At 42.6% G+C, this 13,783-nt stretch carries 11 protein-coding genes; all 11 read right to left on the reverse strand.

Annotated features, from left to right (window positions below; genetic code table 11):
- Nucleotides 1–7 precede the first annotated feature (7 nt).
- The 11 genes from dnaE to uppS all read right to left on the reverse strand — a co-directional run bounded on the left by dnaE (nucleotide 8) and on the right by uppS (nucleotide 13,739).
- Nucleotides 8–3,490: a DNA polymerase III subunit alpha gene (gene dnaE / locus CYG50_RS14715; protein ID WP_102139926.1), complete on the reverse strand. Its 3,483-nt coding sequence runs from the start codon at nucleotides 3,488–3,490 to the stop codon at nucleotides 8–10.
- 11 nt (nucleotides 3,491–3,501) lie between these two features.
- Entirely contained in the window at nucleotides 3,502–4,095 is a 594-nt protein-coding gene (rnhB, locus tag CYG50_RS14720) for a ribonuclease HII (RefSeq protein ID WP_102139927.1), read from the reverse strand.
- Nucleotides 4,095–5,246, reverse strand: a complete 1,152-nt coding sequence (gene lpxB / locus CYG50_RS14725) for a lipid-A-disaccharide synthase (protein WP_168222864.1) — start codon at nucleotides 5,244–5,246, stop codon at nucleotides 4,095–4,097. The genes rnhB and lpxB overlap by 1 nt, the downstream gene beginning before the upstream one ends.
- A 44-nt stretch (nucleotides 5,247–5,290) precedes the next feature.
- Nucleotides 5,291–6,088: an acyl-ACP--UDP-N-acetylglucosamine O-acyltransferase gene (gene lpxA / locus CYG50_RS14730; RefSeq protein ID WP_102139929.1), complete on the reverse strand. Its 798-nt coding sequence runs from the start codon at nucleotides 6,086–6,088 to the stop codon at nucleotides 5,291–5,293.
- Between the two features lies 1 nt (nucleotide 6,089).
- Nucleotides 6,090–6,542 carry a 3-hydroxyacyl-ACP dehydratase FabZ gene (fabZ, locus tag CYG50_RS14735; RefSeq protein ID WP_004257450.1) on the reverse strand — a complete coding sequence of 151 codons (453 nt, stop codon included), beginning with the start codon at nucleotides 6,540–6,542 and terminating at the stop codon, nucleotides 6,090–6,092.
- Between the two features lie 128 nt (nucleotides 6,543–6,670).
- Nucleotides 6,671–7,708, reverse strand: coding sequence for a UDP-3-O-(3-hydroxymyristoyl)glucosamine N-acyltransferase (gene lpxD / locus CYG50_RS14740; protein WP_102139930.1), 1,038 nt, complete (start codon nucleotides 7,706–7,708; stop codon nucleotides 6,671–6,673).
- Between the two features lie 3 nt (nucleotides 7,709–7,711).
- Nucleotides 7,712–8,206, reverse strand: coding sequence for a molecular chaperone Skp (gene skp, locus CYG50_RS14745; protein WP_004908780.1), 495 nt, complete (start codon nucleotides 8,204–8,206; stop codon nucleotides 7,712–7,714).
- 89 nt (nucleotides 8,207–8,295) lie between these two features.
- Nucleotides 8,296–10,710 (reverse strand): outer membrane protein assembly factor BamA, encoded by a 2,415-nt coding sequence (bamA, locus tag CYG50_RS14750; protein WP_102139931.1) that lies wholly within the window; start codon nucleotides 10,708–10,710, stop codon nucleotides 8,296–8,298.
- A gap of 42 nt (nucleotides 10,711–10,752) precedes the next feature.
- A complete protein-coding gene (rseP, locus tag CYG50_RS14755; protein WP_102139932.1) occupies nucleotides 10,753–12,105 on the reverse strand; it encodes a sigma E protease regulator RseP in 1,353 nt (450 codons plus the stop codon).
- Between the two features lie 8 nt (nucleotides 12,106–12,113).
- Nucleotides 12,114–12,974, reverse strand: a complete 861-nt coding sequence (gene cdsA, locus CYG50_RS14760; protein WP_102139933.1) for a phosphatidate cytidylyltransferase — start codon at nucleotides 12,972–12,974, stop codon at nucleotides 12,114–12,116.
- A 9-nt stretch (nucleotides 12,975–12,983) separates the two neighbouring features.
- Nucleotides 12,984–13,739, reverse strand: coding sequence for a polyprenyl diphosphate synthase (gene uppS, locus CYG50_RS14765; RefSeq protein ID WP_102139934.1), 756 nt, complete (start codon nucleotides 13,737–13,739; stop codon nucleotides 12,984–12,986).
- Between the last annotated feature and the right edge of the window lie 44 nt (nucleotides 13,740–13,783).

Raw genomic sequence — 13,783 nt, forward strand, 5'->3', positions numbered from 1 at the left:
TCCTATTTTAGTCAAATTCTAATTCTACCTGCTCACTACCCAGCAGAGTTCGAAGATCGTTCAGAAGGGGATCCACTGGCGTCACACGCCAAACAACACCAAATTTAAGCTTGGCTCTGGCATCATCCTTCTGGTAATACAGATGAACCGGGATCGTTCCTGAACGATGAGGTTCAAGAGTGCTACGAAGCCGGTTCAGCAATTGATCGTTAATTTGTTTATCTGACAGTGAAATTGCAAGTCCTCGAGCATATTTTTCCCTTGCTTCACTAATATCCATTAACTCACGCACTGTCATTTTATTACCACCATTGAAATCATCAAAGCTGACCTGACCGGTGGCTATCAGGATATTGTCTTTTTCCAACATATGTTGGTATTTATCGAGCGCATCTGAAAATAACATAATATCCAGACGACCGGAACGATCATCAAGCGTACAAATACCAATTCTATTTCCACGCTTGGTTGTAATCACTTTAGCTGAAAGTACTAAACCTACCACAGTTGTCACTTGACCACGAGGGGTGGGGTTCACATCTTTTAATCTAAGCCCGTTAGTATAACGCTCTATTTCGCTCAAGTATCGCGTTATTGGATGCCCTGTTAAATATAAACCAAGCGTCTCGCGTTCACCATCCAATACCACCTGCTCTGGCCATTTAGGTACGCTTGCATATGAACTTTCAACTTGTTCGGGTGCTTCAGCTAAGACACCAAACATATCTGCTTGGCCTATTGCCTCTGCTTTAGCGTGTTGATCAGCCGCTTTTAACGCATCTTCAAGGGAAGACATCAATGCTGCACGGTGAGGGCCTAATCGGTCAAATGCCCCTGCCATGATAAGCTTTTCCATCACACGACGGTTAATTTTTTTAATATCAACTCGTGCACAGAGGTCAAAAATCTCTTTAAATATGCCGCCTTGTTGACGCGCTTCAACAATCGCTTCAATCGGACCTTCACCGACCCCTTTGATTGCACCGATACCGTAAACTATCTCACCTTCATCATTCACATGGAAGTGATAAAGCCCACTATTGATATCTGGCGGCAATACTTTTAAGCCCATTCGCCAACATTCATCAACTAAACCGACCACTTTTTCGGTGTTATCCATATCTGCGGTCATGACTGCAGCCATAAATTCAGCGGGATAGTGGGCTTTGAGCCACAGTGTTTGGTATGAAACTAATGCATATGCTGCTGAGTGAGATTTGTTAAACCCATAACCGGCAAATTTCTCTACCAAGTCAAAGATTTTCATCGATAGCTCGCCATCAACCCCGTTTTTGATTGATCCCTCTTCAAAAACAGACCGTTGTTTGGCCATCTCTTCAGGTTTCTTTTTCCCCATCGCACGACGCAGCATATCTGCACCGCCAAGCGTGTATCCGGCTAAAACCTGAGCAATCTGCATAACCTGTTCTTGGTATAAAATAATACCATATGTGGGCTCTAGAACAGGTTTTAATGATTCATGTTGCCATTGTACATCTGGGTACGATATTTCTTCACGACCATGCTTACGGTCAATAAAGTTATCTACCATGCCTGACTGCAGTGGCCCTGGACGGAACAATGCTACCAGTGCGATCATATCCTCGAAGCAGTCAGGACGTAATCGCTTAATTAAGTCCTTCATTCCTCGTGATTCTAACTGGAATACTGCTGTGGTTTCTGAGCGCTGCAGCATATCAAAACTTTTTTGATCGTGTAGCGGAATAGCAGCAATATCAATCGGCTCTAAGTTTTTCTTAGCGCGACGCGCGTTGATCATTTCCAACGCCCAGTTAATAATCGTCAACGTCCGTAAGCCGAGGAAGTCAAACTTAACTAACCCTGCATACTCAACATCGTTTTTATCGAATTGTGTGACGGGGTTATTGCCTTCCGCATCGCAATACAGTGGGGCAAAGTCCGTAATTTTAGTTGGCGCGATAACCACACCACCCGCATGTTTACCGGCATTTCGTGTGACACCTTCGAGTTTACGCGCCATATCGATAAGCGCTTTAACCTCTTCATCAGCCTCATAAATTTCAGGGAGCTGAGGTTCTGCTTCGAACGCTTTTTCCAGTGTCATACCGGGATCTGGCGGCACTAATTTCGAAATTCTATCCACAAAACCATATGGGTGCCCGAGTACACGACCAACATCTCGGATCACCGCTTTTGCCGCCATCGTACCAAAGGTAATGATTTGAGAAACTGCCTCACGGCCATACATTTGAGCCACGTGATCAATCACTTGGTCTCGTTTTTCCATGCAGAAATCGACGTCAAAGTCAGGCATGGAAACACGCTCAGGATTCAAGAAACGCTCAAACAGTAAATCAAATTCCAGTGGGTCAAGGTCGGTAATTTTTAATGCATAAGCAACAAGGGAACCCGCCCCGGAGCCTCTTCCTGGCCCAACGGGTACGCCATTATCCTTCGACCATTGGATAAACTCCATAACGATCAAGAAGTAGCCGGGGAAACCCATTTGGTTGATTACGTTGAGTTCGATCTCTAAACGTTCATCGTACTCAGGACGTTTTTCTGCCCTGACTTTTTCATCAGGAAACAGAAATTCTAAACGCTCTTCGAGCCCTTCTTTAGAGCGCATAACTAAAAAGTCTTCTGTTTTCATATCCCCTGTCGGGAATTGAGGTAAGAAGTATTCACCTAAACGGATCGTCACATTACAACGCTTAGCAATTTCTACACTGTTTTCTAGCGCTTCAGGGATGTCAGCAAACAGCTCACACATCTCTTCTTCGGAACGTAAATATTGCTGAGGGCTATAATTTTTAGGCCTTTTGGGATCGGCTAATGTAAAACCATCATGAATAGCAACACGTATTTCATGAGCGTCAAAATCACTACTTTCAATGAAACAAACATCATTCGTTGCAACGACAGGTAGGCCTTTTTTAGTCGCTAACTCGACAGCCGCATGTAGATAACTTTCTTCATCAGGCCGCCCTGTTCTAACCAATTCTAAATAGTAGCTATCTGGAAAATGGGTTTCATAGAATGCAAGGCACTCATCCACTAAGGCTTGATTCCCCCTTAATAGCAATTGCCCGACATCCCCTTTACGACCACCGGACAGTAGAATCAAGCCGTCTTTATGCTTGGCTAACCATTCACGTTTTATGGTTGGCCCAACTGCACCATAACCTTTTTGATATGCTTCAGAAATCAGTAGGGTAAGGTTTTGATAACCTTCATTATTACGTGCCAAAACAGTTAAGTGAGATATTTCATCACCTAATAATTCACTTTCCACATAAAAATCAGCACCAATAATTGGCTTGATCCCCGCCCCATGCGCTGCACCATAAAACCGGACTAACCCACAAAGGTTAGTAAAATCGGTGATCGCAAATGCAGGCATGCCCATCGAAGCCACTTTTTTAACCAGTGGCCCCGTTTTGGCTAGCCCATCAATCATGGAATAGTCACTGTGGACGCGTAAATGAATAAAACGAGGTGATGCCATCGACCTAATACCTACTTATTGCTGTCTAAAGCTTTTCTCACAGGAGCAAAGCTTTTACGATGGAATTCGGTTGCGCCATGCTGCGCCAATTTTTCTAAATGATAAGCCGTTGGGTAGCCTTTATGCTTCGCAAAGCCATACTCAGGGAAAGCTTTGTCTAACTCGACCATTTCCCTATCTCTAATCACTTTAGCTAAAATGGATGCTGCGCTAATTTCTTGTACTAGACTGTCGCCTTTAATTACTGCCTGTGAAGGCATTGGTAACTCAGGGCAACGGTTGCCATCAATGAGAACATACTCAGGAACAATGGATAAACCCGCAACAGCGCGCTGCATCGCTAACATGGTTGCGTGTAATATATTTATATTATCAATTTCTTCTGGCTCTGCGCGGCCAATGCACCAACACAGCGCTTTTTCCTGAATTTCATCAAATAATTTCTCACGTTTTTTTTCGGTGAGTTTTTTTGAGTCTGCCAGCCCTATAATTGGCTTATTGGGATCAAGGATCACCGCTGCCGTTACTACAGCTCCAACTAAGGGGCCTCGACCCACTTCATCAACACCAGCAATTAAATTTGCTTTTGGATAGATAAATTCCATTAATTTTTGACCATCTCTAATACTGCTTCAGCCGCTTGTTTATCTGCATCACAACAAATAAGCTGATGTAATTGTAAAAAAGTTTCTTTCAGGTTTTCAACCTGCTCGCCACCTTCTAGGAGTGGAAGCAACTGCTGTGCGAGTTTATCAGGCTGACACTCCTCTTGGAGTAACTCTTTAACAATCTCTTTTTCTGCTAATAAATTAGGCAAAGAAACATACGGCGTTTTTACTAATCGTTTTGCTAACCAAAAAGTGAAAGGTTTCATACGATACCCCACCACCATTGGGCATTTTGTTAACATGCACTCGAGTGCCGCCGTTCCCGATGCTAATAACGTCGCGTCCGCTGCAATCATCGCATCACGTGCTTGACCATCTAAAATATGAATTTGCAGTTCAGGCGTAGTATTTTGTTTTATCTCATCAAACTGCTGGCGGCGTTTTTCATTCACCAGCGGCACCACAATATGTAAATCTGGGATATTACGCTGTAATATTTTCGCTGTATTGAGAAAATCTGCGCTTAGCATTTCGACTTCTGAATGACGACTTCCCGGCAGTAAAGCTAAACATTTGACATGCTCAGGAATATTCAGCCGATGTCGAGCGGCTTGTTTATCAGGGTGTAATGGAATGGCATCGGCCATTGTGTGCCCGATAAAACGGCAAGGAACATTAAAACGATCGTAAAATGCTTTTTCAAAAGGTAAGAAAGCTAATACTAAATCCGTTGAACGACCAATTTTAAATACCCGCTTTTGGCGCCACGCCCAAACTGATGGGCTAACGTAATGAATAGTTTTGATACCTTTCGATTTTAAACGACCTTCTAAGGTAATATTAAAATCAGGGGCATCAATTCCAACAAAAACATCGGGTTGCAGTTCGGTAAAACGCTGGGTTAAATCCTTACGGATGGATAATAACCTAGGCAGGCGGCCAAGGACTTCAACAATGCCCATGACAGCAAGCTCTTCCATTTCATACCAAGCTTCGCAACCCTCGGCTTGCATTAAAGGGCCAGCGACACCAACAAAGCGAGCATTCGGTATTTGTTCTTTAAGTGCACGGATAAGCCCTGCACCGAGAATATCGCCAGATGTTTCTCCGGCAACAAGGCCAATAGTAAGTGGGCGGCTATTATTCACCGAAATTCGCTCCTTATTAAAGGCCTCGATTCATTAATGCTAGATTAACGAATAATACCACGTTTAGACTGCGCTGAATCCTCTAAGAAATCACTAAACACTTTAACGTGTTCATTGGCTTTTGCCATTTCTGCGATCTCTTCACGGGCTTCTTCTAACGATTTGCCTGAACGATACAACACCTTGTATGCATTACGGATAGCATGCAGTGATTCTTTTTCAAAACCACGGCGTTTTAAACCTTCAAGATTTAAACCAAATGGTGTCGCGTGGTTACCTTGTGCAATGACATAAGGCGGCACGTCTTGTGCAACACCAGAACAACCACCAACCATGACATGAGCACCAATTTTGCAAAATTGGTGAACTGCGGTCATACCACCAATAATGGCATAATCACCCAATGTTACATGGCCACCTAGCGTACCGTTATTTGCAATAATACAACGGTTTCCAATGATACAATCATGGGCAATGTGCACATTCACCATCAGTAAATTGTCGTTGCCCACTTTTGTCAGGCCAACATCTTGAACGGTACCACGGTGAATAGTGACGCTTTCGCGAATACGGTTTCTATCCCCGATTTCAACTCGCGTTGGTTCACCTTGGTATTTAAGATCTTGGTTAATTTCACCGATGGAAGCGAACTGGAAAATCACATTGTCACGGCCTATTTTTGTATGACCATTAACGACAACATGAGATTTCAACTCAGTACCTTCGCCAATTTCGACATTCGCGCCAATATAGCAAAAAGGGCCAATTTGAACATTGGCACCGATGATAGCTCCATCTTCTACGATAGAAGATGGATGAATATAGGCTGTATTATCAATCATATCAGACCTCACGGCGACGGGCGCACATCATTTCTGCTTCGCAGGCCACTTCTCCATCAACTTTAGCAACACCTTTAAAACGTGCAACTCCGCGACGTTCTTTGATAAATTCAACTTCTAAGACCATTTGGTCCCCAGGCAGAACTGGACGTTTAAAACGCGCATTGTCTATCGCTGCAAAATAGTACAACTCACCAGGCTCTAATTTCCCAACGCTTTTAAACGCAAGGATCCCAGTTGCTTGTGCCATGGCTTCTAAAATTAATACGCCAGGAAAAATGGGTTTGCTTGGGAAGTGCCCTTGGAAAAATGGCTCGTTAAATGACACATTTTTCACTGCACGCAATGATTTGCCTTTTTCAAAATCTAATACACGGTCAACCAAAAGGAATGGGTAACGGTGTGGAAGCAGTTCTAAGATTTCTTCTATATTCAGAGTATGATTATCACTCATCGAAATACTCTTCCTGTCTATTAATACGGTTTAATTAATGAATCGGCCTGCTTTAACCTTAGATTAGGTTAACTGGCAGGCCGGAAAACGTAACTCAGATAACTATTTTAGCCTGAATTACAAAATGATTACTGATTTTTTTGATTTTGGCTATCTAATTCACGCTCGACATGTTTCAGGCGCTTATTCATCTCATTGATATTTAAGACTAAAGCAGCTGTTTTACGCCAAGATTTATTAGGCTGTAAAGGGATCCCCGAAGAATATACTCCCGGTTCAGTGATAGGTCTCATGACCATCCCCATTCCTGTTACTGTGACCTTATCGCAAATTTCCATATGGCCGTTGATGACACTAGCACCACCAATCATACAGTAGCGGCCGATTTTTAAACTACCCGCCATGATAACACCACCAGCAACCGCGGTATTATCACCAATTATGACATTATGTGCAATTTGGCACTGGTTATCGATAATAACCCCATTACCAATCACTGTGTTATCTAAAGCACCGCGGTCAATGGTCGTGCTCGCACCGATCTCAACACGATCGCCGATGATCACCGTGCCTAATTGAGGAATTTTGATCCAATTACCACGATCATTCGCATAGCCGAAACCATCAGAGCCAATTACTGTGCCAGATTGAACCAAACAGTGTTCGCCAATCTCAACATTGTGGTATACGCTGACATTCGCCCACAAACGGGTTCCTGTACCAATACGCGTATTTTTGCCCACAAAACAACCTGCGCCAATCACCACATTATCGCCAAGCTCAACACCACTTTCGATAACCGCATTTGCGCCAATTGCGACATTCTTACCAAGTTTTGCATCATCAGCAATGACCGCTGATGCATGGATATCTTCAGCCGGACTTGGCGTTGTATCCATAATTTGAGCCATTTTCGCATAAGCCAGATACGGGTTATCAACAACCAGTGCTGCGACTTTGCAGGCTTCGAGATCTTTTGCTGTGAGAACCACCGCTGCAGCTTGGCAATCAGCCAATTTATCGCTATAACGGCTATCAGATAGAAAAGTAATCTGTTGATTATTCGCTGAATGCATTGGAGCAATACCGGTGATGGTAATATCACCATCACCGTGTAATTGCGCATTCAACTGCTGAGCAAGGTCAGCCAATCGAATTGAAGACATCTATTATTTAACCTGTTTTTGAACCTGACTTGTAATGTCAACGCTATCTTTTGCATAAGCAACTGCATTTGCATCGATAACGACATCATAGCCTTCTTTAGCTGCAACAGACTTAATAGAGTTCTGAATACGAGTTAAAATTTTAGTACGCTCTTCACCTTGACGACGACGGTTGTCTTCTTCAAATTTTTGAGCTTTTTCAGCAAATTGATCACGTTTAGTCATGAGTTCAGATTCAAGCTTTTCGCGCTCACTTTGTTTCATTGTTGCACCATCACGGCGCAATTTTTCAACACGAGTTTGCAAATCTTTTTCTAGATTTTGTAACTCAGTAGCACGACTTTTGAATTCACTTTCAAGCTGTTTAGCAACGGCTTCACGCGCAGGCATATTTTGGAAAATTTCACCAACATTGACGATAGCGATTTTCTCAGCATAAGCACCCGCAGACATTGCTAAAGCAATACTCACACCCGCTGCACACAACAATTTTTTCACACTAAACTCCTTAACCCATACGTATGGCTGGAAATTTTGGTTGCTCCCATGAAATCATGGGAGCCATCATAAGTAGAAACTGTAGTAGATTACCACGTTCTACCAATATTAAATTGGAACTGTTCTGATTTATCCCCTTCGTAGTCTTTAATTGGCTGCGCATAGGAGAAGACCAGTGGTCCAAGTGGGGACATCCATTGTAAAGCCACACCCGCAGAAGCTCGAATGTTAGATGCCTTACCATAGTCAGGCATACCTGCACGCCAAGCTGCTGGAATACTATTCCAATTAGTGTCCCATACCGTACCCGCATCAACGAACAAAGATGTACGAACTGAGTTCGAATATTTTTCATCAATAAATGGAGTCGGAGTGATTAATTCAAATGATGCTGCGTACATCGCATTACCACCGACCGCATCACTTGATGGGCTTCCAGGCTCTGGACCATCTTTTCCATTAACTTTCTTCAGGTAAACCGCTTTTGGACCGATATTATTCGAACGGAAACCACGAATGGTGCTTGAACCACCCGCATAGAAGTTTTCATAGAATGGCATTTGCTTGCTACCAATACCGTCGCCATAACCTGCTTGTGCACGCCCCAGAACGACCCAACTTTCGTCTTCATCCAGTGGGTAATACTGTGCTGTATCAAAGCGCAGTTTATAGTATTCGTTATCAGAGCCAGGTATTGTCACTTTAGCCGAAACGTTTGTTTTATTACCCGATGTCGGGAAGAAACCACGATTTAACGAGTTATAAGTCCAACCTAAGTTGAGCGTAAAGTCATCCGCATCAAAGCTTTCTTTATTGCGTCCATTTTCTGTAACTGGTGGATTTTTACCCATAGAATCAAGGTAATCCCACATAGCAGCTTGAGCACGCATATCTGAAAGTCGGTTATGAACATAACCCGCACCGACACGGAAAGAGTTATTTTCATTGAATGGGAAGCTTAAGAAACTGTCTAGGCCATACGTTTTGTTGTTATAGCCTGACAAGTCAGCATCTTTCGCACTAAAGTCGTTATAGAAAATACGACCGCCTAAGCTCACACCATTAACCGTGAAATACGGGTCAGTAAATGAGAATTCAACGTTAGTTGAGTAGTCATTTTTACTTGCGTTAATACCAACCGCATTACCAGTGCCCAGCCAGTTATCTTGTGTAACCCCAACTTGGAAACTTACACCACTTTCAGTACCAAAACCGATACCGAAGTTCATTGAACCTGTATTACGCTCTTTAACCTTGTAGATAACATCAACTTGGTCAGGGCTACCAGGAACACGTTGAGTTTCAACATCAACCGTTTCAAAGTAACCAGTACGATTCAAACGTTCTTTACCTAGCTCAACAAGGTCATTTCCGAGCCATGCACCTTCCATTTGACGCATTTCACGGCGTAAAACGGTATCTTTACTGGTGTCATTACCTTGGAAACGAATTTCACGTACATAGAAACGGTTACCTGCATCAATATTTAAATGCAATTTAACTGTTTTATCTGCATCGTTGATTTCAGGCTGTGTCATGACTCGAGGATACGCATAACCATAACGGCCAAACATATCTTTGATTTTGTTTTCCATGCTCGTCACTTGAGCACCGTTATATAACTCTCCCGGTGTGATAGTGATAAGCTCTTGGATCTCGGCTAAGTGTTCCGCAGTATTACCATTAACCTCGACGCCAGATATTTTATACTGGTCGCCTTCTGTGATGTTAATCGTAATATAAATGCCTTTTTTATCTGGGGTCAGACTGACTTGTGTGGAGTCAATATTAAAACGTGCATATCCACGATCAAGATAAAAACTGCGCAGCGTTTCTAAATCACCCGCCAGTTTTTGCTTCTGATATTTTTGGTCTGCAGCAAGGTTCCACCAAGGTACATCATCACGCAATTGCAGCTTATTAACTAATTCTGCTGTAGTGTAATTTTTATTACCCACAATATTAATTTGCTGAATTTGAGCTGAAACACCTTCAGAGAAAACAAATTTTAAATCCACACGGTTACGCGGCAAAGGTGTTACAACAGCTTTTACTGTTGCATTATATTTACCAACGCTATAGTAAAAATCTTCTAAACCTTTTTCGATATTCGCAATTGTCGTGCGGTCAAGTGCCTCACCAACGCGGATATTCGAAGCTTCCAAGTTCTGCTTGAGCATATCATCTTTAACAGACTTATTACCTGTAAAGGTGATACTTGCAATCGTTGGCCGCTCTTTAACTTGAACGATCAGCGTGTTTCCATCACGCAGGACCCTAACATCTTCGAAGTTACCGGTTGAAAATAGGGAACGGATCGAACGGCTGATATCATCGTTATCAACTGAATCGCCAACCCTAACTGGCATGTTCAATAATGCTGCACCAACGGCGACGCGTTGTAGACCTTCGAAACGAATGTCTTTAACTACGAATCCGTCTGAACCGTATGCAGTGGCGCTGCCGAAAAGCAGCGACGCTATGAGCAACTTTTTCATCGCCATCGTTGTTATGCGTATTCCTTACTGGTCCCCAGCTTACAAAAATTAGAAGCGAGAGAAATCATTAAAAAGTGCAAGTCCCATTAACAGAATCAATGCCATTGCACCTATCCGAAAACTAAAGTCTTGTACTCGCTCAGACACCGGACTTCCTTTAATTTTTTCAATTAATAAGAAGAGCAAGTGCCCCCCATCTAAAACAGGCAATGGAAACAGATTGATGATACCTAAATTGACGCTAATAAGCGCAATAAACATCAAATAATATACCAAGCCTGATTCGGCGGATACCCCCGCGCCTTTAGCGATAGATATCGGACCGCTCAAGTTATTGAGTTTGACATCCCCAACAACCAGTTTACCCATCATATTGACCGTCAACTTCATTAACTGCCACGTCTTATCACTGGCTTGGTAAAACGCAGAAAATGGCCCATATTGTTGCACCATTTTATATTCATCTGCTAACGGTAACACTGAAAGTTCTACACCTGCAAACCCAATTTTCTCTCCACGCTGCCCATTTTGGCTATCAGGGGTCAGCGTGAGTGAAATCAATTGTTGCGACCGTTGTACTTCAAGTTTTAACGGAACGCCTGGGTTATTACGAATAATGCGCGTTACAGGGTTCCAAAGGCCTAATACTTCCCCGTTAACACTGACTATTCTGTCGCCTTTCTGTAAGCCTGCTCGTTCACCAGCTAACCCTTGCGTCACTTTTTGGATAACAGGGTCAATTCTTGCAGAAACGGGCATTATACCTACCGACAAAATTGGATCTTGTTTCTCAGGATCAAGCTGCCAAGTCGTTAAATCAACTGTTTTTGTAATCGGTTCATTATAACCATTTGGTAGTACTTGAGCTGTCAGCTCGCGGTCGCCTATTTTGCCGACCAATGCTAAGCGAACTGAATTCCAGTCAGGAGTTTCGATACCATCAATGGATTTTAGTTCCATTTTTGGTTCAAAATTTGCAGTTGCCGCAATAGAACCTGGTTTTACGTCTTCAATGATAGGTTTCACAGAAGGAATACCAATCATAAAGACTATCCAATAGACAACAATTGCTAATAAAAAGTTCGCAATTGGCCCCGCACTAATAATGGCCGCTCGTTGACCTACTGTTTTATTATTAAACGCTTGATGACGACGCTCAGGAGAAACGCTCCCCACTCGCTCGTCAAGCATTTTGACATAACCCCCTAGCGGGATCATCGCTAAAACAAATTCAGTGCCATGTTTATCGACTTTGCGCCATAACGTTTTGCCAAACCCAATAGAGAAGCGTTCAACATAGACACCACAGCGACGAGCAACCCAGTAGTGGCCGAACTCATGCACTGTAATTAACACGCCTATCGCGATAATAAATGCAACTAAACTCCAAATAAATCCCATGTATCTTCCTAAAGACCAAAACCGTTAAAAATTAACAAATTTAGCCCAGCAAAAACAGGAATCGCGGCTGTCAGGCTATCAATACGATCCAAAATACCGCCATGCCCTGGAATTAAGTGGCTACTATCTTTAATACCTGATTGGCGCTTAAACATACTTTCGGTTAAATCACCAAACACAGATACTACAACAACAATAATTGAAGTCACTAGCAAATAATCAGGCATCACTGGAATTGGCGCAAAGGCACTAAATAACCATGAAATAACCCCAGCAGTTATAAGGCCTCCAACTAAACCTTCCCATGTTTTACCGGGTGATACCTTAGGTGCCATTTTGTTGCGCCCAATAGTACGACCAAATGCATAAGCACCTGAATCCGCGCCCCAGACCAGCAACATGACATACAATAACCACCACGCACCGAAGAATGTATCACTTTGATAACCAACGGTTCTTAAAACCATCATTCCACAATAAAACGGGATAATCGTTAATACGCCAAATAACAATCGAATAATGACGGAGTTACCCCAAGCAGCAGATGCGGGATAGGTAACCACTAAAATAATGGCAATTCCCCACCAAATAAGACCTGCCCATAGGCCATATAGGATCATCGGTTCAGTGGAAAACTGATTTATGTCGGAAATAGAAAATTGCATTGCAAGTAATATAGCTGCAAATACAACCGCTAAGCCTATACGCTTAGCTTGTGAGTGCCAGCCGACAAATTGCGCCCATTCCCAAGCGCCTAAAGCACAAACCGCAATCACGACAAACCCAAAATTCGCTGGAGAAAGTAAAAACAGCGCTGCAATAACAATCGGTATTAAGACTATCGCAGTAAGCAAACGATATTTCAGCACATCTTTCCCCTATTCTTTGCCCAGTTCATCATCTGATTCAGCTCCACCATAACGGCGCTCACGCTGACTAAAAGCATCAACTGCACTTTGAAACACCATTTCATCAAAATCTGGCCACAAAACGTTGGTGAAATAAAATTCCGCATAGGCGACTTGCCATAATAGGAAGTTGCTAATACGGTGCTCCCCCCCCGTTCTTATGACTAAATCAACATTCTCTTGGTCATGCATACAAATATGGTTGTCGATACTTTCTTCATTGATATCATCAATAGAAAGCTCACCACTTTGAACCTTTGCAAATACTTGTTTTACACTGTTACTAATATCCCAGCGGCCACCATAGTTCGCTGCAATATTCAGTTTTAGTCCAGTATTGTTTTGCGTTAATGCTTCCGCCTTATCAATTCTTTTTCTGAGACGTTCACTAAAACGACTAACATCACCAATAATTTTCAGTTTCACATTGTTTTTATGTAAGTTTTTAACTTCATTATCAAGAGCAAAAACAAAGAGTTCCATTAGAGAACTGACTTCTTTCTCTGGCCTTCTCCAGTTTTCACTACTAAATGCATACAATGTCAGAGAGCTAATTTTATTTTTTACCGCAAAGCGCACAGAATTACGGACAGATTCAACGCCTGCCTTATGACCTGTAATTCTGAGCTTCCCTCTTTGTTTAGCCCATCGGCCATTACCATCCATAATGATAGCAACATGCTTAGGTATCATTGAATCAGAGAGATTTTCACCACTAGAGTTCATTAAATATTAATCCTTGTGAGTACCACTTTGAGTAAACAGACCAA

The organism is Providencia huaxiensis (genome assembly GCF_002843235.3).
In the GTDB taxonomy this organism is placed as follows: Bacteria; Pseudomonadota; Gammaproteobacteria; order Enterobacterales; family Enterobacteriaceae; genus Providencia; species Providencia huaxiensis.